Annotated in this window: 22 protein-coding genes; 7 read left to right on the top strand and 15 right to left on the bottom strand. The window is 53.4% G+C overall.

The annotated features are described in order from the left end of the window. A complete protein-coding gene (locus tag JLG71_RS27680) occupies nucleotides 1-708 on the bottom strand; it encodes a fimbrial biogenesis chaperone (protein ID WP_032751796.1) in 708 nt (235 codons plus the stop codon). 76 nt (nucleotides 709-784) lie between these two features. Next, nucleotides 785-1,327: a fimbrial protein gene (locus tag JLG71_RS27675; protein ID WP_025107553.1), complete on the bottom strand. Its 543-nt coding sequence runs from the start codon at nucleotides 1,325-1,327 to the stop codon at nucleotides 785-787. A 926-nt stretch (nucleotides 1,328-2,253) separates the two neighbouring features. On the opposite strand from JLG71_RS27675, the gene JLG71_RS27670 reads away from it, so the two are divergent. The 5 genes from JLG71_RS27670 to JLG71_RS27650 all read left to right on the top strand — a co-directional run bounded on the left by JLG71_RS27670 (nucleotide 2,254) and on the right by JLG71_RS27650 (nucleotide 6,441). After that, the gene (locus JLG71_RS27670; protein ID WP_032751795.1) at nucleotides 2,254-2,661 is read left to right on the top strand and encodes a GNAT family N-acetyltransferase; all 408 of its coding nucleotides are present in this window, start codon (nucleotides 2,254-2,256) and stop codon (nucleotides 2,659-2,661) included. A 179-nt stretch (nucleotides 2,662-2,840) separates the two neighbouring features. After that, a complete protein-coding gene (locus JLG71_RS27665; RefSeq protein ID WP_025107551.1) occupies nucleotides 2,841-4,025 on the top strand; it encodes an MFS transporter in 1,185 nt (394 codons plus the stop codon). Further along, nucleotides 3,994-4,953, top strand: coding sequence for an HTH-type transcriptional regulator YidZ (gene yidZ / locus JLG71_RS27660; RefSeq protein WP_025107550.1), 960 nt, complete (start codon nucleotides 3,994-3,996; stop codon nucleotides 4,951-4,953). Before JLG71_RS27665 ends, yidZ begins: the two co-directional genes overlap by 32 nt. A gap of 146 nt (nucleotides 4,954-5,099) precedes the next feature. Further along, on the top strand, nucleotides 5,100-5,837 hold the full coding sequence (locus tag JLG71_RS27655) for a 4'-phosphopantetheinyl transferase family protein (protein WP_025107549.1): 738 nt from the start codon (nucleotides 5,100-5,102) through the stop codon (nucleotides 5,835-5,837). A 37-nt stretch (nucleotides 5,838-5,874) separates the two neighbouring features. Next, nucleotides 5,875-6,441 carry an NADPH-dependent FMN reductase gene (locus JLG71_RS27650; RefSeq protein WP_004855733.1) on the top strand — a complete coding sequence of 189 codons (567 nt, stop codon included), beginning with the start codon at nucleotides 5,875-5,877 and terminating at the stop codon, nucleotides 6,439-6,441. Between the two features lie 48 nt (nucleotides 6,442-6,489). Here the strand turns inward: JLG71_RS27650 and adeP are convergent, their stop codons facing one another. After that, nucleotides 6,490-7,827 carry an adenine permease AdeP gene (gene adeP / locus JLG71_RS27645; protein ID WP_014839859.1) on the bottom strand — a complete coding sequence of 446 codons (1,338 nt, stop codon included), beginning with the start codon at nucleotides 7,825-7,827 and terminating at the stop codon, nucleotides 6,490-6,492. 167 nt (nucleotides 7,828-7,994) lie between these two features. Between adeP and yieH the strand changes: the two genes are divergently transcribed. Next, a complete protein-coding gene (gene yieH, locus JLG71_RS27640; RefSeq protein WP_025107548.1) occupies nucleotides 7,995-8,660 on the top strand; it encodes a 6-phosphogluconate phosphatase in 666 nt (221 codons plus the stop codon). A 55-nt stretch (nucleotides 8,661-8,715) separates the two neighbouring features. On the opposite strand, the gene JLG71_RS27635 is transcribed toward yieH, so the two are convergent. From JLG71_RS27635 to glmU, 10 genes are all read right to left on the bottom strand, one after another. Further along, a complete protein-coding gene (locus JLG71_RS27635) occupies nucleotides 8,716-9,438 on the bottom strand; it encodes a glucosamine-6-phosphate deaminase (protein ID WP_200913925.1) in 723 nt (240 codons plus the stop codon). 54 nt (nucleotides 9,439-9,492) lie between these two features. Beyond that, nucleotides 9,493-10,659, bottom strand: a complete 1,167-nt coding sequence (locus tag JLG71_RS27630; protein WP_049084111.1) for an alpha/beta hydrolase-fold protein — start codon at nucleotides 10,657-10,659, stop codon at nucleotides 9,493-9,495. 39 nt (nucleotides 10,660-10,698) lie between these two features. Beyond that, on the bottom strand, nucleotides 10,699-12,345 hold the full coding sequence (locus JLG71_RS27625) for a carbohydrate porin (protein WP_025107545.1): 1,647 nt from the start codon (nucleotides 12,343-12,345) through the stop codon (nucleotides 10,699-10,701). Nucleotides 12,346-12,928: 583 nt separating this feature from the next. Further along, the gene (gene phoU / locus JLG71_RS27620; RefSeq protein ID WP_004107251.1) at nucleotides 12,929-13,654 is read right to left on the bottom strand and encodes a phosphate signaling complex protein PhoU; all 726 of its coding nucleotides are present in this window, start codon (nucleotides 13,652-13,654) and stop codon (nucleotides 12,929-12,931) included. 49 nt (nucleotides 13,655-13,703) lie between these two features. Further along, nucleotides 13,704-14,477, bottom strand: coding sequence for a phosphate ABC transporter ATP-binding protein PstB (pstB, locus tag JLG71_RS27615; protein WP_004855746.1), 774 nt, complete (start codon nucleotides 14,475-14,477; stop codon nucleotides 13,704-13,706). 47 nt (nucleotides 14,478-14,524) lie between these two features. After that, a complete protein-coding gene (pstA, locus tag JLG71_RS27610) occupies nucleotides 14,525-15,415 on the bottom strand; it encodes a phosphate ABC transporter permease PstA (RefSeq protein WP_004855748.1) in 891 nt (296 codons plus the stop codon). Next, the gene (pstC, locus tag JLG71_RS27605) at nucleotides 15,415-16,374 is read right to left on the bottom strand and encodes a phosphate ABC transporter permease PstC (RefSeq protein WP_004107261.1); all 960 of its coding nucleotides are present in this window, start codon (nucleotides 16,372-16,374) and stop codon (nucleotides 15,415-15,417) included. The genes pstA and pstC overlap by 1 nt, the downstream gene beginning before the upstream one ends. 192 nt (nucleotides 16,375-16,566) lie before the next feature. Next, on the bottom strand, nucleotides 16,567-17,607 hold the full coding sequence (pstS, locus tag JLG71_RS27600; RefSeq protein ID WP_004127017.1) for a phosphate ABC transporter substrate-binding protein PstS: 1,041 nt from the start codon (nucleotides 17,605-17,607) through the stop codon (nucleotides 16,567-16,569). A 326-nt stretch (nucleotides 17,608-17,933) separates the two neighbouring features. After that, nucleotides 17,934-19,763, bottom strand: coding sequence for a glutamine--fructose-6-phosphate transaminase (isomerizing) (gene glmS / locus JLG71_RS27595; RefSeq protein ID WP_014227346.1), 1,830 nt, complete (start codon nucleotides 19,761-19,763; stop codon nucleotides 17,934-17,936). A 181-nt stretch (nucleotides 19,764-19,944) separates the two neighbouring features. Continuing rightward, a complete protein-coding gene (gene glmU, locus JLG71_RS27590; protein ID WP_032694281.1) occupies nucleotides 19,945-21,315 on the bottom strand; it encodes a bifunctional UDP-N-acetylglucosamine diphosphorylase/glucosamine-1-phosphate N-acetyltransferase GlmU in 1,371 nt (456 codons plus the stop codon). Between the two features lie 345 nt (nucleotides 21,316-21,660). Between glmU and JLG71_RS27585 the strand changes: the two genes are divergently transcribed. Further along, nucleotides 21,661-23,832: a right-handed parallel beta-helix repeat-containing protein gene (locus JLG71_RS27585; RefSeq protein ID WP_200913924.1), complete on the top strand. Its 2,172-nt coding sequence runs from the start codon at nucleotides 21,661-21,663 to the stop codon at nucleotides 23,830-23,832. 413 nt (nucleotides 23,833-24,245) lie between these two features. Here JLG71_RS27585 and JLG71_RS27580 read toward each other — a convergent pair whose 3' ends face one another. Both JLG71_RS27580 and atpD read right to left on the bottom strand, forming a co-directional pair. After that, a complete protein-coding gene (locus JLG71_RS27580; protein ID WP_004107274.1) occupies nucleotides 24,246-24,665 on the bottom strand; it encodes a F0F1 ATP synthase subunit epsilon in 420 nt (139 codons plus the stop codon). A gap of 20 nt (nucleotides 24,666-24,685) precedes the next feature. Further along, nucleotides 24,686-26,068 carry a F0F1 ATP synthase subunit beta gene (atpD, locus tag JLG71_RS27575; protein WP_004107276.1) on the bottom strand — a complete coding sequence of 461 codons (1,383 nt, stop codon included), beginning with the start codon at nucleotides 26,066-26,068 and terminating at the stop codon, nucleotides 24,686-24,688. Between the last annotated feature and the right edge of the window lie 22 nt (nucleotides 26,069-26,090).

The following is a 26,090-nucleotide window of genomic DNA, read 5'->3' as shown; positions in this document are numbered from 1 at the left end:
TTACCCTTTCCCGTCCAGAACCAACGATCCTGCGCCATAATCATTGATATATTGCCAGGTGATTTTCCCGCCTGCCCCTGCCGGAATGGTGTAATCAGTCGAACCGTGCGGCGCGACCATGGTAAACGCCGTATCGACCACTTTGTCACCGACGTTCAGCTTAAAGAAGCTCAGATACCAGGGGGTTGGATTGGTGACGGTCAGCTTGTTGCCCGTCCTGTGAAAACCGATCGCCTCCATTGCCTCACTGGTGGGATCGGCAACGCCTTTGGGACGATAAAAAAGTTTGATTCGGTTTTTCAGCGAAAAGCGCAGCACGTTCTTGCCCTTATCCGCCGGATTGTTTGCCGGTATCGCCTTCACATCCAGCCAGTAAACGCTTTCCCGATCTGCCGGGAAATTCCCCCCTGTTCTGACAACGCGAATCGTATTTTCTGAACCAGCATCCAGTCGAAACAGCGGTGGCGTAACGGTAAAGGGCAGCGAACCGGTGGTACCAGGACGATCTCCTTTCGGGCCTTTGTCATCGACAAAACTTTGAATAAGGTAGGGAATCTGACCGTTAGCGCTGTTCATCACCTGAATGGACGCTTCCTTATCGCCGCCGTGATAAACCAGTCTCGTACCGCCGATAACGACCCCTGCGTGCGCAGATGTTACGGCGCACATCGCAGCCGCCAGCAGACCGTAAATAACTGACTTTCTCATGAACCGTTGCATCCTCTTTCCTAATCGTTTGAAAACAAGGGCCTCCGTGCCCTGGCGTTCTCCCTGATACGGAGGGTTACTGGTAGCTGATGGTGTAGTCAGCGTGAGAAACCAGCGTACCGGCAGTTGCGGTATCAGCCACAGCAACCATACGCGCGGTGAATGGAATATGTGCTTCGGTAGTGGTAGCGTCCGCCGTCAGGAAAGAGCTAACGTCGACAGCAGAAGACGGGCTGACTTTGGCTGCAGATGCGTCGTACAGCTGAACGCCAACATTAGTAGCCGCGCCGCTGTCGCTGGACTCATTTTTGAACGCCGTGTTCATAGAGCCATCGGCATTACCAGTAAAAGTCACGCTTGCTGCGGTAACCGTATTCGGGCAAGCGGTGAGATCCAGCGTAAAGTTCGTTGCCGGACCTGTGTCGCCAGCTTTCGCCAGATCAACCGTGTTCACGGTACCCAGGTTCAGGGTTGGGTTTGTCTGATCGTTGATATCCACGGTGCAACTGTCAGCAGTAACGGTACCGACGAAGTTGATCGTTCCATCAACCGCATGAGCCACACCCATCCCTACGCTGAACAATGCTGCCACAGCAGTCATTACAAATTGCTTTTTCATTATTTAATCCTTAATAAAAATATAATCATTACTCATTCATTCTTTTAAAATAGAACCATACAACGGTTCATTCAGGGAAGAATGACCCCCTAAATACATTATTTAAGATGACAAACAGCGGAGTAAAATATTGAAAAAGAAAGCCCATGGCGCATTTCAATCAGCACCCTAATGCTTACACGCCAACTTCCTTATGTAATATTAATCTGCAAAAGATTATGAAATAGAACCCCCAACCATCTCAACAGAATATTTCATCCATTATTGGACTTCGCTCAACACCCCGAAAAAAACATCAAAACAACCAAAACATTTTTTAAAAAACAACAAGATATATAAAGGCGCTCAACTATCATTTTAAAAGCCCCCTGGTTATCCCAGTTCTAATATGTTCAGGTACTTGCTCGCTTTCTCTTAACGCACTACAAAATAACGCTTCACAACATTGCCTTTTTATACAGCCGAGCGTCGAGATTCCAGCATCGATCATGGCTGCTCTTTAAATAAAAATTTGAATGCAGACGGCTCTCAACCATCGCCTATTTATGGGGTCAGGATAAATGCAAAAAAAATATTATACGAGCCTCCAAAGCAGGGGTTCATAACACTCGGGGAGTCACTACTCGTATGCCATATGACGGTAGGTACTTGTGCCTTGAACAGCGCTTGCTCTGTTCCCGTAGGGGCGAGGTCTTAGGCCGAGTAACAAAGCCAACGCACATGCAACTTGAAGTATGATGGGCATAAACAGATAGTTGCGGAAAAAACACACCCTATCAGCAGGACATCAGGAATGAGATTAAATAAAGCGTACTCACTCGCCTTAACGTCCTGTTAAAGCGGGTTAATTATTTTCCTTTAGCGTCTTCACGGCGTATCGCTTTGTCTATTACCCTTATCGGTACTCCCACTTACCGGATACGACAATGATGGCTGATTACACGTTTATTGATACCGTCCCTACGGCGGAGGATTTTTGTCGCCTGCGCGTCATATCAGGTATGTCGCCACGTCCGCTGGAAGGCGCCCGCGCGGGTCTGCCGCGTAGCTGCTACGGCGTGCATGTCCTCTATGCGGACGTGCCCGTTGGTATGGGACGCATCGTCGGCGACGGCGCGCTGAACTTTGAAATCGTCGACGTCGCCGTGGACCCGGCCCATCAGGGAAAAGGTCTCGGTCGCCAGATCATGCAGAAAATCGTCTCCTGGCTGGATGAAAACGCGGTTAAAGGGGCATACGTCTCGCTGGTGGCGGATGTTCCCGAACTGTACGCCAAATTTGGGTTTTCCTGCGTCAGGCCAGAAAGTGAAGGTATGGCAAAGATCTGGAAATAATGCGGGACGCGATCGCTTGATTGGAAATATCAAAAAGCGATATAAAAACAAATAATTAAATTATCGCTGCACATCTTTCAACCGTTTTTCCTCCCAGGAAATCGTTGTTGTCCAAATGGCAACTCGTACTCCCGCACGAACCCCACTATTCTGTACCGCATTCTTATGCGAGGGGTTCTATGGCACGCTTTCTTATCTGCAGTTTTGCGCTGGTTCTGCTTTATCCATCCGGCATCGATATGTATCTGGTCGGTCTACCGCGCATTGCGCAGGATCTGGGGGCCAGTGAAGCGCAGCTGCATATCGCCTTTTCGGTTTATCTGGCGGGAATGGCCGCGGCGATGCTGTTTGCGGGTCGTATCGCCGATAAATCAGGGCGCAAGCCGGTGGCGATTTTCGGTGCCGTTGTCTTCATACTGGCCTCCCTTCTCTGCTCGCAGGCGCAGGTCAGCGCCCACTTCCTGGCTGGGCGTTTTATTCAGGGGATTGGCGCGGGCAGCTGCTACGTCGTCGCCTTTGCGGTGCTGCGCGATACCCTCGACGATCGCCGCCGGGCGAAGGTGCTTTCCCTCCTTAACGGTATCACCTGCATTATTCCGGTACTGGCGCCGGTACTCGGCCACCTGATTATGCTGAAATACCCGTGGCAGAGCCTGTTCTATACCATGACAGGCATGGGCGTTCTGGTGGGACTGCTCTCGGTCTTTATCTTGCGGGAAACGCGTCCCACAGCCGCGCCACATGCGGCGATGCAGCAAAATAATGTCCCCGAGTCGCTGCTTAACCGCTTTTTTCTCAGCCGAATTATCATAACCACCCTGAGCGTGACGGCTATCCTGACTTACGTTAACGTCTCCCCGGTGATCATGATGGAAGTGATGGGCTTCGATCGCGGCACCTATTCCATGGCGATGGCGCTAATGGCGCTTGTTAGCATGGTGGTGTCGTTCTCAACGCCGTTCGCTTTGACGCTATTTAAGCCCCGCACCCTGATGCTGACCTCGCAGGTGCTGTTCTTTATCGCCGGCGTGCTGCTGAGCCTCTCCACCAGCCAGACGATGACGATGCTGGGTCTGGGACTGATTTGCGCCGGGTTCTCCGCCGGCTTTGGCGTAGCAATGAGTCAGGCCCTTGGGCCATTCACCCTGCGCGCCGGCGTGGCGAGTTCTGTTTTGGGAATTGCTCAGGTCTGCGGCTCTTCACTGTGGATTTGGCTGGCGGCTATCATCGGACTCAGCGCGATGAATATGCTGATCGGGATACTTATTGCCTGTAGCATAGTGAGCATTGTTCTGATTATGGTCACCTCTCCGGCGCGGGCCGCGCAACGCTATGAAGAAACCCCTGTCGAGTCTCGATCTTAACCTGCTGCTGTGCCTGCAGCTCTTAACCCAGGAGCTCAGCGTCACCCGCACGGCGAAACGGATGAACGTTTCGCCGTCGGCAGTGAGTAAATCGCTGGCCAAACTGCGCGCCTGGTTTGACGATCCGCTGTTTGTCAAAACGCCTCTGGGGCTGTCACCCACGCCGCTGATGAGCAGTATGGAGCAGGATCTGGCGGACTGGATGCAGATGGGTAATCAGATCCTCGATAAGCCTCATCACACCATGCCGAGCGGGTTAAAGTTTGAGCTGGCGGCAGAGTCGCCGCTGCTGATGATCCTGCTGAATACGCTTTCACAGCGGATCTACCAGCGCTATCCGCAGGCGCTGATCCGCCTGCGTAACTGGGATTATGATTCGCTGGATGCGATTATTCGCGGTGAAGTCGACATCGGTTTTTGCGGCCGGGAAACCCATCCTCGCTCCCGTGAACAGCTCAGCCTGCTGCCCTGGTATATCGATTTTGAAATCCTGTTTACCGATCTCCCGCAGGTATGGCTGCGCGCCGATCATCCCGCGCTGAACGAGGAGTGGAATCTGGACACTTTCCTGCGTTATCCGCATATCAATATCTGTTGGGAACAAAGCGATACCTGGGCGCTGGATGATGTTCTGCACGATCTGGGGCATAAACGCACCGTGGCGTTGACCGTCCCGGGTTTTGAGCAGTCGCTGTTTATGGCGGCCCAGCCTCATCATACGATGTTGGCCACCGCCCCGCGCTATTGCCAGCGTTACAATCAACAGCACCATCTGCCGCTGGTTTCACTCCCGTTGCCGCTGGAGCCGTCCCAGCTGGAGAAAATACGCGTCCCCTTCACCCTCCTGTGGCATAAGCGCAACAGCTACAATCCGAAGATCGTCTGGCTGCGAGAAACGCTCAGGCAGCTCTATACTGAACCGCTCTAGCGTTGGATTAGCCCGTCTTGCGCAATAAATTGTAAAATTTATGCAATTTATTGCGCAAGGGGTGATTTCCGCATTAAAACCTGGCAATTCTGAGCGATAATATAATTCGCAATTTCTATCATTGACCATTAATCACGGAGCGACGAATGGCAACGCATTTTGCAAGAGGGATACTCAACACCCGGGAACCGCTATCAACACGCCTGTCAGCGGCCTGTCATCAATCCGCCTGCCGCCTGCCTGAGTACCGACAAAGCCGCTATCGCGCATCACGGTCACTCCTCGCAGAACTCCTCTTTATGCTGTACGGCATCAGCGAACTTCCTGAAATTATTGACGAAGAGAATGGAAAACCCGCTTTCCGCGACGAAAATCTCCCGCGTTTTTCCATCTCCTATGCCGGGAATATTGTCGGCGTCGCGTTATCCACCGAAGGTGATTGCGGCCTGGATATGGAATTACCGCACGCCTCCCGCAGTTTACATGCCTCGCCCGACGCCGACCGCTACGTCTTTAACAGTAATGAGCGGGTATGGATTAGCAACCAGCACGATCCTGATGAAGCGCGCGCTCAGCTTGACGCACTCCGCAAAAGCGTCATGAAACTGACCGGTGAAAACGCCGTTAACCTCCAGCTTCTTCCGGGCTCCGGACGATTACGGACAAGCGGGACGCAGTCAATCGAAGCAGTATGCGATGCCGAAACGGTGCTGGTCTGGTCCATCGCCGCCAGTCCGGATATCGGCCAGCTGAAAGTCTGGGAATATAATGGTAAAGAGGGCTGGCGTAGCCTGCCCGACGCGCAGGCTCGCGCCAGAGAGCCGTCCGCCCGGCTGATGCGTTTCACCCATTTACCGGTAGAAAAAGCCTTCTCCCTCAACTGACCGGATAACCCGGCCATCATGATGCAAAGGAGCAATCATGTCTGATACGTTGAAAGTTGTTACGTTACTCGGAAGTCTGCGCAAAGGCTCTTTTAATGCCATGGTCGCGCGTACCCTCCCCGGCATCGCGCCCGCAGGAATGGCGGTTTCCGCGTTACCGTCCATTGGCGATATTCCTCTCTATGATGCCGACGTCCAGCAGGAAGAGGGATTCCCACAAAGCGTTCAGGATATCGCTCAGCAAATTCGCGAGGCTGATGGCGTGGTTATCGTTACGCCGGAATACAACTACTCGGTGCCCGGCGGCCTGAAAAACGCCATCGACTGGCTATCTCGCCTGCCGGAACAGCCGCTGGCCGGTAAGCCGGTACTGATTCAAACCAGTTCGATGGGGGCTATTGGCGGTGCGCGCTGTCAGTATCACCTGCGTCAGATTCTGGTATTCCTCGACGCTATGGTGATGAATAAGCCCGAATTTATGGGCGGCGTGATTCAGAACAAAGTGGATCCGCAGGAGGGGAAAGTCGTCGATCAGAGCACGCTCGATCATCTGAGCGGACAGCTTAGCGCTTTTGCCGAATATATTCAGCGGGTTAAAGCCTGATAGACGCCGTCACACTCGCCAGAACGGCTGAGTGTGACGGCGCGGGTATTAATGCGCGTCGATAAACACAATCTTCAGCACAAACAGCAGCGAAACCACAATCACGCATGGGCTGAGGTCGCGCAGTCGACCGGTACCGATCTTCATTACGCAGTAAGAGATAAAGCCTAAGGCAATACCTTCCGTAATGGAGAAGCTAAACGGCATCATCACGGCGGTAATAAACGCCGGCACTGATTCGGTTAAATCATCCCACTTCACGCGCGCCAGGCTGGAGGTCATCAGGACGCCAACGTAAATCAGCGCGCCGGCTGCGGCATAGGCCGGGACCATACCCGCCAGCGGCGACAGGAAGATCACCAGCAGGAACAAGAGACCAACGACCACGGCGGTTAAGCCGGTACGTCCGCCTACGGAAACGCCCGAGGAAGATTCAATATAGGCGGTTACGGAAGAGGTGCCGATAAAGGAGCCCGCAACGGACGAGACGCTATCGACAAACAGCGCCTGCTTCATCCGCGGGAACTTACCCTGCGCATCGGCCAGACCAGCTTTATCGGTCACGCCGATCAGGGTACCGGAGGAGTCGAACAGGTTCACCAGCATAAACGAGAAGATCACGCCCGCCAGGCCGAGATTCAGCGAGCCTGCCAGGTCAACATGCCCAATGACCGTCGTGACGCTCGGCGGCATGGATACGATTCCGGTGTAGTGAACGTCGCCCAGCAGCCAGCCCAGCAGCGTGGTAACCACGATAGAAACCAGCACCGCGGCGTGGATGTTGCGGGAAGCCAGAATCGCAATAATAAAGAAGCCAAGAATGCCCAGCAGTACGCTGTGGGACGTCAGGTTGCCGATGCTCACCAGGGTTTCCGGGTTGGCGACGATCACGCCGGCGTTCTTCAGGCCCATCATACCGATGAACAGGCCAATACCGCTGGTGATACCGATACGCAGGCTAACCGGGATATTGGCGATCATCCAGTAGCGTACGCGGAAAATCGTCAACAGCAGCAGGCCAACCGCCCCCCAGAAAATCGCGCCCATCCCGACCTGCCACGGCAGGCCCATTGCCTGTACCACGACAAAAGCAAAGAAGGCGTTCAGTCCCATCGCCGGCGCCAGGGCCACCGGAAGGTTAGCGAACAGGCCCATCATGATGCTGCCGAACGCGGCGATCAGACAGGTTGTGACGAACACGGCGCTGGTATCCATACCCGCCACGCCGAGGATCTGTGGGTTAACAAAAACGATGTACACCATTGTCAGAAAAGTGGTGAAACCTGCAATCGCTTCGGTGCGTGCCGTCGTGCCGTGTTCACGTAGTTTGAACACGCGCTCCAGCAGACCCGGGCCAGATGACTGGCTGGTTTGTTGTTGACTCATTATCGGTTTCCGAACAAAGGAGGGAAAATTCGTCGCTATCCTATACCAAAATGCGACAATAAGGGCGGTTGTGAGATACTTTTTTTCATCGATTTTGCTTATACGGCAACGATTGCGTCTCACTAATCAGCAAGACGAAAACGTTAACTTATTAAAATGGAAACGACATGACCCAACCAGAAGCAGTATTTTTCGACTGTGACGGCACGCTGGTCGACAGCGAGGTGATCTGCTCCCGCGCCTACGTTCACATGTTCAGGGAATTCGGCATTACGCTGGATTTAGACGAGATTTTTAAGCGCTTCAAAGGCGTCAAGCTGTACGAGATTATCGACACCATTAACGCGGAGTACGGCGTTAATCTGGACAAGGCGACCCTTGAGCCGGTGTACCGCGATGAAGTCGCGCGCCTGTTTGATACTGAACTGGAAGTCATTTCTGGCGCACAGGCGCTGCTGGACGCGGTCAACGTGCCGATGTGCGTGGTCTCCAACGGCCCGGTGAGCAAAATGCAGCACTCTCTCGGTAAAACCGCAATGCTGCACCATTTCCCGGAGCGTCTGTACAGCGGCTACGATATCCAGCGCTGGAAGCCCGATCCGGCCCTGATGCTGCATGCCGCAAAAGCGATGAACGTTAACGTCGAGAACTGCATTCTGGTTGATGATTCCAGCGCAGGCGCGCAGTCAGGGGTTGCCGCCGGAATGGAAGTGTTCTATTTCTGCGCCGATCCGCATAATAAGCCGATCGAACATCCGAAGGTGACGACGTTTACCCGCCTCGAAGAGCTACCTGAGTTATGGCAGGCGCGCGGCTGGAATATAACGCGATAAACCTGGAGCGTAGCGCTATCAGGGCGCGTCCCGCCTGCGCTACGCTGAAAGTGGATTACGGTTGACTCAACTCCGCAGCCGCCGCTTTATCAGCCACAATCACCAGGGAAGGATGTAATTTCAGCACCGAAGCCGGAACCCGCTCGCTGACTTCGCCTTCAATCACCTGCCTTAGCGCCTGCGCTTTTGCGGCGCCGCTGACGATAAGCAGCAGGTTTTTCGCCGCCATGACGCTTTTTGGCCCCATCGTGACGTAGCTATCCGGCACCGCAGAGAAGTCGCCGTCCATCTCGCCGTGAGCGACCAGATCCACCATATCGCCGACGATAGGGACTTCCACCGTCACATCGTGGAAGCGCGTGGTATTCGGCAAATTACCGCAAAAATGGCCGTCAGCGCCGAGGCCCATCACTATCAGATCGAGGCCCCCTTCGTCCTGTAACCGCTGGTCGTGATGCCTGAAGTTTTCATGGCTGAGCGGGTGGATATTCTCTTCAGAGATTTGCGCGGGGGTGAAAAACAGGCTGCGCAGATTGGAAATGGTCACGCCTTCACGATCCTGTCCGCGGAACGGAATCTCGTCAAAGTTGTAATAATGGACCTGAGAATAGAACGATTTACCTTTAACCGCGTCCGTCAGATGTTCATACATTTTCTTCGGCGTACTGCCTGCCGTTACCGCCAGGTTCACCCTGCGCGGCGCGGTGATGTAGCCCAGAACGTGATGGCTGGCGACCAGGCTCATCTCTGCATAATCTTCCGTCACGATTAATTTCATATTGTCTCCCTCAAGGTATTGAAGATAAGGAGCCAGCGAACTGGCTCCTTCATGTTATTTGAACAACTTCTGTACAAATTCGGCGTAGGCGGGACGCCAGACGTCCATTTCATGGTTCAGGCCCGGATACTCATGGTAATCAAAGTTGATTTTCTGCTTCTCCAGCTCCGCTTTCAGCCCGGCGATATCCTTGCCGGTAACCACGTCTTTCTCGCCCACGACGACGGTAAAGTTACGCAGCTGCTTGTTGATCGCCTGTGGGTTGTGTAGCTGCGCCTCGACGCCGGCATCCGGTACCGTGGTTGTCGTTACGCCGCTGAACGTCGCCAGCCAGCCGAAGCTCTCCAGATGGTTCATTCCGGAGACCAGCGCCTGATAACCGCCCTGCGACAGCCCGGCAAGCGCCCGGCCGTCCGCGTCTTTACGCACGTTAAAGCGCGCATCAATCAGCGGAATAATATCGTTCATCAGCTCTTTATCAGCCGCTTTCGCATTCAGCGGATAGAAGGTTTTACGCCGCTCCTGCGGCGGGAAGTTTTCCGCAATCGCGTCAGGAATATCGGTTTCGGTATCCGGCACCACCACCAGCATGGGCTTGATTTTGCCTTCCGCCAGCAGGTTATCCATGATTTGCGGAATACGGCCCTGGTCGATGGCCGACAGTCCGCTGTCGCCAAAACCGTGATAGAAATAGAGCACCGGCAGCGGTTCGCCGGTACCGGTATAGCCTGGCGGCGTCCACACGTAGACGCGACGCTCAGCGTTCAGCGCCTTTGAATGATAGGTCAGGGTTCGTAGCTCGCCGTGGGCGACCGCGCGATCGTCAAGAATGCTGCCGGGTACCAGGATCAGGCTGGTATTCACCTGACGCTGTGGCTTCTGATAGCGGCTACCGGTATCGACGGAACGGAATCCGTCGACATCAAAATAGTATTCGTAGAGATTGGGTGCCAGCGCATCGCTTTTCCATGTCCAGATCCCCTGCTCATCTTTGCTCATATCATGGGAGACAAAGGTATCCGGCGTTGCCCCCGTCACCACGGACACCCGTTTTGCATCCGGGGCAAACAGGCGGAAGGTGATACTCTTATCGGCGTTAACCTGCGTAATATACTGGCTGACCGGGATCGCCGCGCTCGGCGTGACCGGAAACGGCGCGGCATGAGCGGTAAACGCCGCGCCCGCCAGCGCCAGAGCGAAGTAAATAGCATGTCGTTTCATCTTTATTCCTCTTTAGAATTTTGTCCTGACCGTTGCGCCTTACCACCAGATTTCAGCCTGAGCGCCAACGGCAAACTGATCGTTCTTACCATCTTCAAAAATGCTGCTGGTATTGCTGTTAGCCGCCTTATCCAGGTCGATATCCTTCGCTTTAATATAAGTCGCATAGAAACGAATTTCCGGGCGGGAGGTCAGCATACTGGTATTCACTTTAAAGGTATGGAACAGGGTAGTTTTGTAGCCGGATTCGTTATATTTCTTGCCGGTACTATCTTTGTTCTGCTGCTTGAAATAGCCCAATTCAACGCCGGTCTGATTATATTTATCCCAGATCCAGGCCGGGCGCACGACGGCGCGAAGAGACTCAAAATCGGAGTGCGCGCCGGTCTCGTAGCTGTAGACATCATTACCAAAGGAGTAAACGATGGCGTTCGCCATAATAATGTCATCACTCAAATAGGTTTCCCCCTGCGAGGTCAAGCGAACGGCGGTGCCGTTGGTATGATCGCCATAGTATCTGCCGTTGAATGTGGTATACGGACTGGATCCCGCATAGCGCGAGAAGCTGCTGGCGATGGAGTTATTTGCCAGCAGGAAGGAAAATTCGTTAAATCCGCCGTTATCAAATTTCTGCGTTAACGACGTCCCCGCCATCCAGGTATCTTTCCATTCATAATATCCATTATTACCTTCATTATATTTCTCGGATGAACTCTGATTTGCCGCGACATACCGGCCGCTGACCATCAATGACGCCTTATCCCAAAGCGGGATCTCTTTATAACGAATATCAATAGTATTGGTGTTAATTTGCTGGCTTTTGGTCAACGTACGGTTGTAGTCATCAACGTCCTCGCGCACCAGCGCAATATCAAACTTACCCGCGCCCACCTTCCAGTTTTCAAGGCCAACGCCGGCTGCGGCATCGGTTCTTTGCGTTTTCCAGTCCAGCATCTGGATTTCAATTTTTGGCGCACCGTGCTTACCCACCCAGAAATCCGCTTCCGGCGCGAATGGCAGGAAACCTTTGGTGTTGACGTACATATCAGAGAACTGCATATAGTTCTCGCCGCCAGCGTTATCGCCAAACCAGCCGGAGGAATACTGCTGCCCGACGTTGCCGTCAAGCATCACGATCGCATCAACCCGCTTATTGCCTTCCTGATAGACCCGCTGCTTAAGTTGTAAATCAAACCAGCCCGAATATTCATTACCAAAGCGACCCAGCGAGCCAATCGCCCAGGACTTAGGTGAACCATGGGATGCGGTCCCCCAGCCGGAACGGTAATAGCCGTTATAGCTGAAGCCAATTTCATCCTTCACAAACTTGCTGAAATCCTTCATTGTCATCGAGCTATAAATGGACTCGCCGTTAGCCGCGGGCTGTTCGTTTTTCACCAGAACCGCCGCCGGTTTTGCAGCGCCGCCTGCCGGCGCGGGCGCGCTGACAACCTGCGCGGACGCACTCTGCTCAGGTGCGCCAGGCTGCGTACTGGCAATCCAGAGCCGATTTCTGGCCTTCTCTTCATCTTGATATTTTTTTAGTTCGCTCTGCGTATCCTTAAGCGCCTTCTCCAGAAGCTCAAGACGCTGTTCAACGGTTAGCGATTCCGCCATAGCATGGGTTGTATAAGCGAGCGGCGCCATAATAAGTATGGCCGAGGTAATCAGATTTCTTTTAAACATAAGTTCCCTTTATATAAAAACAGGTGCAACTGAATATCGCGATAAAATGTCAACTAACGCGAAGGCGTATTTTTATTTTTCTATCGAATAAAGCTTGTTACCGAAAAGGTGCTTCCCCTTAAGGAAAAAAGAACGTTATTAAAACCAGCACTATTATTTATTCGGTTAATACCATCCTGGTTTACCCACAAACAGCCTTGCATCAAATCAAAAAAAACCTGAAGCAATCCCCCTGCAGAAAACAGAGGAGGCTTGCTTCAGGTTTTGCCCGCGCTGCGGTAACAATCCCTTTCATCGGCTAATGGCGGATTATCTGGCAAAAAAAAACCTGACATCACCAGGTTAACGGTGATGTCAGGTTTTGCCTGCTTGCGCAGTAACAATCCAGAGTTTTATTCGAGCCTTGCCGCAACAAGTCACCCGATTAATGTACCGCATTGTTACGCTATTAAAATCAAACCACAATTGATGAAATTATTATTTGTGACGACAATCGCACCAATTTTGTTAATTAAAAACAGGAGTAATATTAATCATAACTAATTCTGATAAATCCTTTATCAGAATTAGTCTCTGTGATTTATTACTCTTTAGGATCTTTCCCGGCCAGCAGTTTATCCAGCTCGTCGCCGCCAACGTGACGGAAATCCTGACCTTTAACGAAGTAGAAAATATATTCGCAGATGTTCTGACAACGGTCGCCGATACGCTCAATCGAGCGGGCGCAGAACAGGGCGGTCAGGACGCTTGGAATGGTGCGCGAATCTTCCATCATATAGGTCATCAGCTGGCGCACGATGCCTTCATATTCCTGGTCGACTTTCTTATCTTCGCGATAAATACGCACCGCTTCATCAAGGTCCATACGCGCAAAGGCGTCCAGCACATCATGCAGCATCTGCACGGTGTGGCGCCCCAGCGATTCCAGGCTCACCAGCAGCGGCTGATGCTGCTGGGAGAATTTTTCCAGCGCGGTGCGGCAGATTTTATCCGCGACGTCGCCGATGCGTTCCAGCTCGGCGATGGTTTTAATAATCGCCATCACCAGACGCAGGTCGCTGGCGGTCGGCTGACGCTTGGCGATGATGCGCACGCAGGCCTCATCGATCGCCACTTCCATCATATTGACCTGCTTGTCGCCGTCAATAACGCGCTTTGCCAGTTCGCTGTCCTGGTTATGCATCGCGGTGATCGCATCAGAAAGCTGCTGCTCCACCAGCCCACCCATGGTCATGACCTGGGTGCGGATGTACTCCAGTTCAGCATTGAACTGGCCGGAAATATGTTTGTTAAGATTTAGGTTATCCATAGTATCTCCTGATTGCCCAATAGGTTAGAGCCTGGTAGCAGAAGGGCAATCAACCGTAGCGGCCAGTAATATAATCTTCAGTTTGCTTCTTAGCGGGCTTGGTAAACAGATCGTCCGTGTTGCTGAATTCAATCAGCTCGCCAAGATACATAAATGCCGTATGGTCGGAGCAACGCGCGGCCTGCTGCATGTTGTGGGTCACGATAACGACGGTGTAATCCTGTTTCAGTTCAGTAATCAGCTCTTCAATACGCCCGGTAGAGATCGGGTCCAGCGCCGAGCAGGGCTCATCCAGCAGCAGAACTTCTGGACGAATAGCGATACCGCGCGCGATGCACAGACGCTGCTGCTGGCCACCGGAGAGAGAATATCCGCTCTGATGCAGTTTATCTTTGGTTTCATTCCACAATGCGGCTTTGGTCAATGCCCACTGCACGCGCTCATCCATATCCGTGCGGGAAAGCTTCTCAAACAGGCGCACGCCAAAGGCGATGTTGTCATAAATCGACATCGGGAACGGCGTCGGCTTCTGGAACACCATCCCCACTTTGGCGCGCAGCAGGGCGATATCCTGGGTGTTGGTCAGAATATTATCGCCATCGAGCAGAATTTCGCCTTCCGCACGCTGCTCCGGGTACAGCTCAAACATTTTGTTGAACGTACGCAGCAGCGTGGATTTACCGCAGCCTGACGGTCCGATAAACGCCGTAACCTGGTTTTTGGTAATATCCAGGTTGATGTTTTTCAGGGCATGGAATTTTCCGTAGTAGAAATTCAGGTTACGAACTGAAAGTTTACCCGGGGTCGCATTCACCATACTCATCTCGTTCTTTTCCTCATTCGGCGCCGCGTTTCGCCGCGCCGCAAAAATTAACCGTGTTTATTCTTCGCGAAAACAACGCGCGCCAGAATGTTCAGCAGCAATACGCACAGGGTGATAATCAAGACCCCGGCCCATGCCAGTTGCTGCCACTCCGCAAAGGGACTCATGGCAAATTTGAAAATCGTCACCGGCAGGTTCGCAATCGGCTGCATCATGTCGGTGCTCCAGAACTGGTTGGAGAGCGCGGTAAACAGCAGCGGCGCCGTTTCCCCGGCGATACGGGCGATGGCCAGCAGAATACCTGTCATAATGCCCGATACCGATGCTTTCAGGGTGATCGCAGAGATCATGCGCCACTTCGGCGTACCCAACGCATATGCCGCCTCACGCAGGCTGTCCGGTACCAGCTTCAGCATGTTTTCAGTGGTACGAATAACGATAGGCACCTGCAGCAGCGCCAGCGCAATCACGCCCGCCCAGCCGGAAAAGTGCTGCATCTGCGCAACGACGATGGTGTAAACAAACAGACCGACGACAATCGACGGCGCGGAAAGCAGGATATCGTTAATAAAACGAATCACTTCGGCCAGCAAGGATTTACGGCCATATTCCGCCAGATAAATCCCCGCCAGAATCCCCAGCGGGGTACCGATAACCGTCGACCAGAGGATCAGCAATCCGCTGCCCGCCAGGGCGTTTGCCAGACCACCGCCCGCCGTATTTGGCGGCGGCGTCATTTCAGTAAACAGCGCCAGGCTCATGCCGTCGATGCCGCGGGTGACGGTGGACATCAGGATCCAGATCAGCCAGAACAGACCAAACGCCATGGTCGCCATCGATAGCGTCAGGGCGAGACGGTTTTTCATGCGGCGTTTTGCCTGCATTTTGCGACGGGATTCCGCCAGCTCCGCGGTGGTTTGTAATTCAATCGTCGCCATTAGCGAGCCCCCTCATTCTTAGCCAGGCGCATGATCATAAACTTCGATGCGGCCAGAACAATAAAGGTGATAACGAACAGAATCAGGCCCAGCTCCATCAATGCGGCAACGTGCAGTCCGGTTTCCGCTTCGGCAAACTCATTCGCCAGCGCGGAGGTGATGCTGTTGCCCGGCATATATAACGAAGCGCTATCAAGCTGGTAGGTGTTGCCGATAATAAAGGTCACCGCCATAGTTTCCCCCAGCGCGCGCCCCAGACCGAGCATTACCCCGCCGATCACGCCGTTTTTGGTGAAAGGCAGAACGATACGCCAGATAACTTCCCACGTTGTGCAGCCGATACCGTAGGCGGACTCTTTCATCATCACCGGCGTCTGTTCAAAGACGTCACGCATAACGGCCGCGATGTAAGGAATGATCATGATGGCCAGAATCACGCCCGCCGCCAGAATACCGATACCAAATGCCGGGCCCGCAAAGAGCGCGCCAACGAACGGAATGGTCGACAGAACGTTGCCAACCGGCTCCTGAAAATAGGTCGCAAACAGCGGGGCGAAAATAAACAGGCCCCACATGCCGTAAACGATACTGGGGATCGCAGCCAGCAGCTCAATAGCGATACCCAGCGGGCGCTTCAGCCAGGCGGGTGACAGTTCCGTCAGGAACAGCGCGATACCGAAGCTCACCGGTACGGCGATCAGCAGCGCGATAAATGAGGTGACCAGCGTCCCGTAAATGGGTACCAGGGCGCCGAAAATCTGGTTCGGCGCATCCCACTCTTTGGTCCACAGAAAGGCAAAGCCAAATTTCTCAATGCTTGGCCAGGACGAGATGATAAGGGAGACGATGATGCCGCCAAGCATCAATAGCACAATCAGCGCCGCCAGTTTTACCAGCACGCTGAAAATTATGTCACCCTTTTTCCCCGGAGGGTTAAATGCCGGCTTGGTTGCAGCCATAAGTTACTCTTCAGTTTCGGGCCAGAAAAAATCGTAGTTTACTGATCTTTCTGGCAAAGGTAATGCCATACCCTAAATAATTCGAGCTGCAGGCAGGCAGCTGGCTTGTGGATCCCCGGGAACATAGATGGGCTATGTGACCGGGGTGAACAAGCGCTGCCAACGCACCTGTAGCTCGAAGGCTGACGGGTATTAGTACAGCGCTTTACCGCTGCTGTCCTTTACGTTGGTCTTCCATGCCGCGCGAACTTGCTCAACCACGCTTTCCGGCAGGGTGGCATAATCCAGCGCGTTGGCTTCTTTACCGCCGTTTTTATACGCCCAGTCGAAGAACTTCAGCACTTCGGCGGTCTGCTCTGGCTTGTTGGAAGCCTTGTGAACCAAAATGAAGGTGGTTGAAGTGATCGGCCATGCGTTGTCGCCTTTCTGATTCGTCAGATCCTGTGCAAAGGATTTGCTCCAGTCGATTTCTTTCGCCGCGTTAGCGAAGTTATCTTCAGTCGGGCTCACCGGCTTGCCATCGGCGGACAGCAGTTTGGTGTAAGCGAGGTTGTTCTGTTTTGCGTAGGCATATTCTACGTAGCCGATAGAGCCCGGCAGACGCTGAACGAACGCGGCGATGCCGTCGTTGCCTTTACCGCCCAGACCGGTCGGCCAGTTAACGGTTGAGCCCGCGCCGATTTTAGATTTCCACTCTTCGTTCACCTTCGCCAGATAGCTGGTGAAAACGAAGGAAGTACCGGAACCATCGGCACGACGAACCACCGCGATGTTCTGAGAAGGCAGCTTCATGCCCGGGTTGAGCTTAGCAATCGCCGCGTCATCCCATTTTTTGATTTTGCCCAGGTAGATATCACCCAGCGTTTTACCGTCAAGCACCAGCTCACCGGATTTCACGCCAGGCAGGTTAATTGCCAGCACTACACCGCCGATAACGGTCGGAAACTGGAACAGACCTTCCTGAGCCAGCTTGTCATCAGCAAGAGGGGCATCAGAAGCCCCGAAGTCTACGGTGTTGGCCGTAATTTGTTTTACGCCGCCAGAGGAGCCGATACCCTGGTAATTGACTTTATTACCCGTTTCCTTGTTATAGGTATCTGCCCATTTGGCATACACCGGCGCGGGGAAAGTTGCACCTGCGCCAGTCAGGCTTGCTGCTGCAAAAACAGAGAAAGCGCTCATCGATAAGGTCGCGGCGACAACTGTTGCGACGGTGGTACGCATAACGTTCATAATGTCTCCTGCTGGATTCGTAAACCATTGTTTCGAAGCTATGGTGAGCAAAATAGGACAAACAGGTGACAGTAAAATGTACGAATTATTACAGTTTTATGACAAGCAAAAAGACGGGAATTTACGTTAAATAAAAACAATACAAATCATATTGTTACTATGGTTAATGATAGAAAGATTAGCGGAAAATTTTATTTTTATGACAGCGCAAAAGCGTCTCAAAAATGACAGGCTGTCATAAAGCGGGTGGGATCTCGCTGTTCGCTGCAAATAACCGCAAATAAAAAGGGCCGCCGGACGGCAGCCCTTTCAGCGCTGTAAAATCGTTATTCCACGGTAACTGATTTCGCCAGGTTACGCGGCTGGTCAACGTCAGTCCCTTTGATCAGCGCGACGTGATACGCCAGCAGCTGCAGCGGTACGGTATAGAAGATTGGCGCGATCGCCTCTTCAACATGCGGCATCTCAATGATGTGCATATTGTCGCTGCCGGTGAAACCCGCATCGCCGTCAGCAAAAACGTACAGCTGGCCGCCGCGAGCGCGAACCTCTTCAATGTTGGATTTCAGTTTTTCCAGCAGTTCGTTGTTCGGCGCGACCACCACCACCGGCATTTCAGCGTCAATCAGCGCCAGCGGACCATGCTTCAGCTCGCCGGCAGCATAGGCTTCCGCATGAATATAGGAGATCTCTTTCAGCTTCAGCGCCCCTTCCAGGGCAATGGGATACTGATCGCCGCGGCCAAGGAACAGCGCGTGGTGTTTGTCAGAGAAGTTCTCAGCCAGCGCCTCAATACGCTTGTCCTGCGAAAGCACCTGCTCAATGCGGCTCGGCAGCGCCTGCAGACCATGCACGATATCATGTTCAATCGACGCATCCTGGCCTTTGAGTCGCGCCAGTTTCGCCACCAGCATCAGCAGAACGGTCAGCTGCGTCGTGAAGGCTTTAGTCGAGGCGACGCCGATTTCCGTCCCGGCGTTGGTCATCATCGCCAGATCGGACTCACGCACCAGGGATGATCCAGGCACGTTACAAATCGCCAGCGACCCCAGATAGCCCAACTCTTTCGACAGGCGCAGGCCGGCGAGGGTGTCCGCCGTCTCGCCGGATTGAGAGAGGGTGATCATCAGGCTGTTGCGACGCACGGCCGATTTGCGATAGCGGAACTCGGAGGCGATTTCAACATCGCACGGCACCCCTGCCAGCGACTCAAACCAGTAGCGGGACACCATACCTGAGTTGTAGGAGGTGCCGCAGGCGATGATCTGAATATGCTCGACCTTAGACAGCAGCTCGTTAGCCTGCGGGCCCAGCTCGCTTAAATCAACCTCGCCGTGGCTAATGCGCCCGGAGAGGGTATTTTTGATGGCGTTCGGCTGCTCGTAGATCTCTTTCTGCATATAGTGACGATAGATACCTTTATCGCCCGCGTCGTACTGCAGACTGGATTCAATATCCGGGCGCTGCACTTCGGCGCCGGATTTGTCAAAGAGAGTCACGGAACGGCGGGTGACTTCCGCAATATCGCCCTCTTCGAGGAAGATAAAGCGGCGGGTAACCGGCAGCAGCGCCAGCTGATCGGAGGCAATGAAGTTTTCCCCCATCCCCAGGCCAATCACCAGCGGGCTTCCTGAACGAGCGGCCAGCAGCGTACCCGGATCGCGGGAATCCATGATCACGGTGCCATAAGCGCCGCGCAGCTGCGGGATAGTCCGCAGAACCGCATCACGCAGAGTACCGCCCTGTTCCAGCTCCCAGTGAACCAGGTGCGCAATAACCTCCGTGTCAGTCTCGGAGGCGAAAACGTAGCCCCTCGACTGCAACAGCTCGCGCAGCGGCTCATGGTTTTCGATAATCCCGTTATGCACCACCACAATATGGTCAGAAACATGCGGATGCGCGTTACCTTCAGACGGTTCGCCGTGCGTCGCCCAGCGGGTATGGGCAATCCCGGTACCGCCGTGCAACGGATGTTCTTCCAGCGCCTGGGCCAGCATCTGTACTTTCCCGAGGCGGCGAACGCGGTTCATATGACCTTCGTTATCGACGACGGCCAGACCGGCGGAGTCATAACCGCGGTATTCCAGACGACGTAAACCTTCGAGAAGGATTTCAGCAATATCACGCTGCGCGACTGCGCCAACAATTCCACACATAGTTTTTAATTCCGATTTTGGCTGTATGCCATACGTTGTCGGTCAACCTGTTTACCCGTATTTTCGGGCGCCCCGAGCCTTGTAGAGAGTGGGGTTATTTTTATGGGTACTGCCGTGGGGGGAGGATTATTTTATCCCCTCACCCCGCTCTTTCCCCGAAAAGGGCGAAAGAGAAATAGCGTTACTTTTTCTTCACCGGGCGCTGCCAGCCCTGTTTATGAACCTGCGGCACGCGGCTTAACACTAATTCATTATCGGCAACGTTACGCGTTACCGTTGTTCCTGCGGCAATGGTGACCCCCTTGCCGACGGTCACCGGAGCGACCAGCTGGCTGTCTGAGCCAACAAACACGTCATCGCCGATCACCGTTTTATGCTTATTTGCGCCATCATAGTTACAGGTGATGGTGCCCGCGCCGATATTCACGTTATCGCCTATCTCGGCGTCTCCGAGATAGGAGAGATGCCCGGCCTTCGTGCCTTTACCCAGACGCGCCTTTTTAATTTCAACAAAGTTGCCGACGTGCGCGCCTTCGAGAAGTTCAGCGCCTGGGCGCAGCCGCGCGAACGGCCCAATGGTACAGGCGGCGGCCAGATGAGCATCCTCTACCACGGTATAGGGGCTGATCTCGCAATCATCGCCAATGGTGCTGTTCTTGATGACGCAGCCGGTGCCAATCTTTACCCGATCCCCCAGCACCACGTCACCTTCGAAGATAACGTTAGTATCAATTTCGACATCGCGCCCGTGTTTCAGCACGCCGCGCAGATCAAAACGCGCCGGATCGCGCAGCATAACGCCCGCGAGCAGCAGTTCTTCAGCCTTTTCAGACTGCCAGACGCGCTCAAGCCGGGAGAGCTGCAGGCGGTTATTCACGCCTTCCACTTCGCTTAGACGCTGAGGATGAACAGCGGCAATTTCACGACCTTCTTCATAGGCCATGGCGATAATATCGGTGATGTAGTATTCACCCTGAACGTTGTTGTTGGTGAGCTTAGCCAGCCAGCGTTTAAGATCCGCGCCATTGGCGACCAGAATCCCGGTATTAATTTCCTGAATCCGGCGCTGCTCGTCGCTGGCGTCCTTATGCTCGACAATGCCCGTCACCGCGCCGTTATCGCGCGTAATGCGGCCGTAGCCGGTCGGATCGTCAAGCTTCACCGTCAACAGACCGATGCCGCCCTGCGGTTTCGCTTCCCGCAGACGCTTCAATGTTTCGACGGAAATGAGCGGCACGTCGCCGTACAGCATCAGGATATCTTCATCATCGCTGAAGAACGGCGCCGCCTGCTGCATGGCGTGGCCGGTACCTAGCTGTTCGGCCTGCAGGACCCAGTTGAGGTTGTCTTCGTGCAGCGTCTGGCGAAGCAGATCGCCGCCGTGCCCGTACACCAGATGTACGGCGGAAGCGCCTAATTCTTTAGCTGCATCAATAACATGCTGCACCATTGGCTTCCCGGCCAGCGAATGCAACACCTTAGGAAGATCGGAATACATGCGGGTACCTTTGCCAGCGGCAAGAATAACCACGCTCATCGGACTGTTTGACATACGCATCCTGACTGCTGTTGGAACGAAAAGTAAAAGCCTTTCACGTTGAAATATCTACATATTTTTCATCATGAAACGAGACGAAGATAAAATGCACAAGCGTAACGCTATACACCATTTTAGGTGGGTATTTTTAGTCAGCGCAAACCCGTTTAGCGCAAAAAAAGCATTTTAATGAGTGGCAATGCCGGCTATCCCTCTGCTTTTGCTGTTTTTTTGGCGGGTAAATAAAGAAAACCCATAAAATAAAACACAGTTTTAATATTCATTAATTGTGACGCAATAAATAGAAACGCCATTTCATTTTCCTGATAATGCCGGTTAATAATTACCCAGGAGAAAAGAATGAATAACAAAATACCTTTGGCATTAACCCTTTGCAGTACGATGATCGCGCTACCGCTGCAGGCCAACGAAGGTCATCAGTGGCGGGCAATCGCCTTTGGGCAATCTACCGACAGCAATTTTTCCTCGAATGTTCTGCCGGAAAAAATTGGCGTCAACGATGTCACCATCGCCGGAAAAAAACTGACGCCGCAGGACGTCGCCGACCTCAGCCAGCCCATTACCATCGAGAGCCGGGGAGGTAAAATAGCCAATTCTCACGACGGACTGACCTTCTTTTACACCCGGCTACCGACCAGCCAGAATTTTATCCTGCAGGCTACGGTGACCGTCAATCAGTTTGGCCCGGAAAATGGCGCGCGTCCTGCGGCACAGGAAGGTGCGGGACTGCTGGTCCGCGATGTAATAGGAGTTCCGCGTCAACAGCCGCTGAAGGTCGGCTACGAAGAGTTTCCGGCGGCATCCAATATGGTGATGAATGCCATTATGACGCAGGATAAAAAAGATGGCTCACATATCAAATTGCAGACTATCAGCCGGGAAGGGATAACCCAACCGTGGGGCAATGCGGGCGCATCAATAAAGCGTCAGAGCTATAAAGAGAAAATCGATATCCAGCAAACGCCGACGTTCCAGCTCAGACTGGAACGCACCAACGACGGGTTTATTACCTCATGGGCAGCAACGGGCAGTAATGAATGGGTAAGCCAGCAGGTTCCTCACGCCGATCTGGTTGCCCGGCAGGATAAAGAACATTACTACGTCGGCTTCTTCGCCTCACGTAATGCAAAAATCACCGTCAGCAACGCCTCGCTCACCACCTCAGCGGCACATACGGTTCCCTCCGCGCCGTATGTCGCTAAAGGCTGGCCGCCGGTTATGCAAATTACTTCGGGAACAGTAAGCCAGAGCAAAGCTTACATCCTACAGGCGCGCACCAACAGCGATGGGCGCATCACCGTTCGTCAGGATGAAGTGGTGATCGGGCAGGATAAAACCGTGAAGGCCGGGGAAATGTTTACCCAGCCTGCCGTACTGAAAGATAAAAGCACGTTCGAAATCCGCTTCACTCCGGCCACCGGCGCGGAAACGCTGACCCAGACGCTGACGGTTGAACAGAGTCCCCAAGTGACAGGCAATACGCTCTACGCCGCGCCAGAGGGACAACCTCAGGCAAAAGGAACGGCGGACTCGCCGCTGGATTTCGCCTCCGCTATCAAACTCGTCCCGCCCGGCGGGCAAATTGTATTAGCCGCCGGAGATTACCCGCAAACGGCCATTCCTGTCAGCGCCAGCGGCCTGAAGGACAAAATCAAAACGCTAAAAGCCGACGGAAAAGCGGTGATTCACGGGCTGCTGCTGGATGCCAGCTACTGGCATATCGATGGGATTGAGATCACGGACAAGAGCCTGCGCGTACAGGGCAGCCATAACCTGATCGAGAACGTCACCGCGTATCGTAACGATGATACCGGCATTCAAATTTCCTCTCCGGCGGATGTTGGACGCCCGCTGTGGGCCAGCTTTAACCGGGTAGTGAATTCTGAATCCTTTAGTAACGAGGATCCGGGCAAAATTAACGCCGACGGCTTCGCGGTGAAAATGCGCGTAGGAGAGGGTAACCGGCTGGAGGGCTGTTACTCGCACGATAATATCGACGACGGTTTCGACCTGTTTAATAAAATTGAGGACGGTGCAAACGGCGTTGTGGTGATCGAGAACTCTATTGCCCGCAATAATACCAGTAACGGGTTTAAGCTCGGTGGGGAAGGGCAGCCGGTCGCCCACGAGGTACGTAACAGCATCGCCATCGATAACCATCTGGATGGTTTTACCGACAACTTTAACCCCGGCAAGCTGGTGGTGGTTAACAACGTCGCGGTAGATAACCAGCGCTTTAACTACCTGTTCCGCCCGAGTCCGTACGGTGCGCCGGAAACGCAGGGCACCTTCAGCGAGAACCTTTCCCTGCGCAGCCAGCCTGGGAAATATGACGATGCCGTTGTCGGGAATATTGACGATAGCAACTATTTTATCCACGGCGGCAGAAGCATCAACGCCCAGGGAAAACGCATTAACAGCGCCGATTATCAGACGCTGGCGCTGCCGGACCCGCTGACGCGTGAGGCCGACGGCAGCTTCAACACCGGTAACTTCCTCAGCCGCGACTAACCCGCTATGCGTGAAAAACATAAAGGTCGCCCTGGGGCGACCTTTTCACTTTCTGTCTGTTTCACACCGCATGTGTTGTCGTTTTAGTTAGCGGTACAGCGCAAAAACAGTCTGGAAAGTTGACTTCTTAGTGGTTGAACGTACCGAAGGTTACGTTCATAGCACTGAAGAAAGCGACGATTTTATTAAGCAGTTTCATGATCTCTTCCTGGATAGCGATTACGTTTTTGATGAATTTTTTTGTGACTCACATCACAAAAACAAGTCTACGCTTCATCTTTTAAACGATCAACAAAAATGAGACATGCATCACAAAATTTTTAAACCCGCTTTTTAGTTTTGCTTTTTCTGAAACGAAGCCATAAAAAAAGCCAGCCTGGAAACCAGACTGGCTTTTAGCGTTCAAGCCGGTGTTACATCGCTTTTTTGGTCAACTCGATAACGCGCAGTTTAGCGATCGCTTTGGCCAGTTCCGCAGACGCCTGAGCGTAGTCCACGTCACCATGAGAGCTCTTAATGTGCTCTTCAGCCTTACGTTTCGCTTCCAGGGCTCGCGCTTCGTCGAGATCCTGGCCACGAATTGCCGTATCAGCCAGAACGGTCGTGCTACCCGGCTGCACTTCAAGAATGCCGCCTGACAGGTAGATAAATTCTTCGTGACCGTGCTGCTTAACGATGCGAATCATACCAGGCTTAATGGCGGTGAGCAGCGGCGCGTGCCCCGGGTAAATACCCAGTTCACCTTCGCTACCCGTTACCTGGATTTTCTCGACCAGACCAGAGAACATTTGTTTCTCTGCGCTGACGACGTCCAGGTGGTAAGTCATTGCCATATCACCCTCCGATTAAGGCGTTAAAGTTTTTTGGCTTTTTCCACGGCTTCGTCGATAGAACCGACCATGTAGAACGCCTGCTCCGGCAGGTGATCGTATTCGCCTTCCATGATGCCTTTAAAGCCACGGATGGTGTCTTTCAGGGAGACGTATTTGCCCGGAGAACCGGTAAATACTTCTGCCACGAAGAACGGCTGGGACAGGAAGCGCTGAATCTTACGCGCGCGAGCTACCACCAGCTTATCTTCTTCAGACAGTTCATCCATACCCAGGATGGCGATGATGTCTTTCAGTTCCTGATAACGCTGCAGGATGGACTGAACGCCACGAGCGGTGTCGTAGTGCTCCTGACCAACAACCAGCGGATCCAGCTGACGGCTGGTGGAGTCCAGCGGGTCAACTGCCGGATAGATACCCAGAGAAGCGATCTGACGGCTCAGTACCACGGTTGCGTCAAGGTGCGCAAAGGTGGTTGCTGGAGACGGGTCAGTCAAGTCATCCGCGGGTACGTATACCGCCTGTACGGAAGTGATAGAGCCGGTTTTGGTGGAGGTGATACGTTCCTGCAGAACGCCCATCTCTTCCGCCAGAGTCGGCTGGTAACCTACCGCTGAAGGCATACGGCCCAGCAGTGCGGATACTTCAGTACCGGCCAGGGTGTAACGATAGATGTTATCGACGAACAGCAGAACGTCACGACCTTCGTCACGGAACTTCTCAGCCATGGTCAGGCCGGTCAGCGCAACGCGCAGACGGTTTCCCGGCGGCTCGTTCATCTGGCCATACACCAGGGATACTTTATCGATAACGTTGGAGTCGGTCATTTCGTGGTAGAAGTCGTTACCCTCACGAGTACGTTCACCTACGCCCGCAAACACGGAGTAACCGGAGTGCTCGATCGCGATGTTACGGATCAGCTCCATCATGTTTACGGTTTTACCTACACCCGCACCACCGAACAGACCAACTTTACCGCCCTTCGCAAACGGACACATCAGGTCGATAACTTTGATGCCGGTTTCCAGCAGTTCCTGAGAGTTTGACAACTCTTCGTAGGAAGGTGCTGCGCGGTGGATAGCCCAACGCTCTTCTTCACCGATGTCGCCTTTCATGTCTACCGGTTGGCCCAGTACGTTCATGATACGACCCAGCGTTGCTTTACCTACCGGGACTTCGATCGGATGCTCGAGGTCTTTTACTTCCAGACCGCGACGCAGACCGTCGGAAGAACCCATGGCGATGGTACGAACAATACCGCCGCCGAGCTGCTGCTGAACTTCCAGCACCAGATTCTCACTACCATTTTGTACCTCAAGAGCCTCGTACACGCGCGGTACGGCATCCTGAGGGAATTCGACGTCGACCACGGCGCCGATTACCTGGACAATTTTTCCAGTAGCCATCTTGAATCCTCTACGAATTAAC

Source organism: Klebsiella michiganensis (assembly GCF_015139575.1).
GTDB classification, from domain to species: domain Bacteria; phylum Pseudomonadota; class Gammaproteobacteria; order Enterobacterales; family Enterobacteriaceae; genus Klebsiella; species Klebsiella michiganensis.
The sequence above is the reverse complement of the archived record's forward strand: the minus strand, read 5'-3'. Positions and strand labels throughout refer to the sequence as shown.

Excerpts from the sequence above, each read along its gene's own strand:
- yidZ (WP_025107550.1), top strand. The coding sequence starts at position 3,994 with ATGAAGAAACCCCTGTCGAGTCTCGATCTTAACCTGCTGCTGTGCCTG.
- JLG71_RS27580 (WP_004107274.1), bottom strand. The coding sequence starts at position 24,665 with ATGGCAATGACTTACCACCTGGACGTCGTCAGCGCAGAGAAACAAATG.
- pstB (WP_004855746.1), bottom strand. The coding sequence starts at position 14,477 with ATGAGTATGGTGAATGCGACCCCGGGTAAACTTTCAGTTCGTAACCTG.
- phoU (WP_004107251.1), bottom strand. The coding sequence starts at position 13,654 with ATGGATAACCTAAATCTTAACAAACATATTTCCGGCCAGTTCAATGCT.
- JLG71_RS27670 (WP_032751795.1), top strand. The coding sequence starts at position 2,254 with ATGATGGCTGATTACACGTTTATTGATACCGTCCCTACGGCGGAGGAT.
- atpD (WP_004107276.1), bottom strand. The coding sequence starts at position 26,068 with ATGGCTACTGGAAAAATTGTCCAGGTAATCGGCGCCGTGGTCGACGTC.
- JLG71_RS27630 (WP_049084111.1), bottom strand. The coding sequence starts at position 10,659 with ATGAAACGACATGCTATTTACTTCGCTCTGGCGCTGGCGGGCGCGGCG.
- glmU (WP_032694281.1), bottom strand. The coding sequence starts at position 21,315 with ATGTCAAACAGTCCGATGAGCGTGGTTATTCTTGCCGCTGGCAAAGGT.
- JLG71_RS27665 (WP_025107551.1), top strand. The coding sequence starts at position 2,841 with ATGGCACGCTTTCTTATCTGCAGTTTTGCGCTGGTTCTGCTTTATCCA.
- pstS (WP_004127017.1), bottom strand. The coding sequence starts at position 17,607 with ATGAACGTTATGCGTACCACCGTCGCAACAGTTGTCGCCGCGACCTTA.
- JLG71_RS27635 (WP_200913925.1), bottom strand. The coding sequence starts at position 9,438 with ATGAAATTAATCGTGACGGAAGATTATGCAGAGATGAGCCTGGTCGCC.
- JLG71_RS27655 (WP_025107549.1), top strand. The coding sequence starts at position 5,100 with ATGGCAACGCATTTTGCAAGAGGGATACTCAACACCCGGGAACCGCTA.
- JLG71_RS27585 (WP_200913924.1), top strand. The coding sequence starts at position 21,661 with ATGAATAACAAAATACCTTTGGCATTAACCCTTTGCAGTACGATGATC.
- JLG71_RS27680 (WP_032751796.1), bottom strand. The coding sequence starts at position 708 with ATGAGAAAGTCAGTTATTTACGGTCTGCTGGCGGCTGCGATGTGCGCC.
- JLG71_RS27625 (WP_025107545.1), bottom strand. The coding sequence starts at position 12,345 with ATGTTTAAAAGAAATCTGATTACCTCGGCCATACTTATTATGGCGCCG.
- adeP (WP_014839859.1), bottom strand. The coding sequence starts at position 7,827 with ATGAGTCAACAACAAACCAGCCAGTCATCTGGCCCGGGTCTGCTGGAG.
- JLG71_RS27650 (WP_004855733.1), top strand. The coding sequence starts at position 5,875 with ATGTCTGATACGTTGAAAGTTGTTACGTTACTCGGAAGTCTGCGCAAA.
- yieH (WP_025107548.1), top strand. The coding sequence starts at position 7,995 with ATGACCCAACCAGAAGCAGTATTTTTCGACTGTGACGGCACGCTGGTC.
- pstA (WP_004855748.1), bottom strand. The coding sequence starts at position 15,415 with ATGGCGACGATTGAATTACAAACCACCGCGGAGCTGGCGGAATCCCGT.
- pstC (WP_004107261.1), bottom strand. The coding sequence starts at position 16,374 with ATGGCTGCAACCAAGCCGGCATTTAACCCTCCGGGGAAAAAGGGTGAC.
- JLG71_RS27675 (WP_025107553.1), bottom strand. The coding sequence starts at position 1,327 with ATGAAAAAGCAATTTGTAATGACTGCTGTGGCAGCATTGTTCAGCGTA.
- glmS (WP_014227346.1), bottom strand. The coding sequence starts at position 19,763 with ATGTGTGGAATTGTTGGCGCAGTCGCGCAGCGTGATATTGCTGAAATC.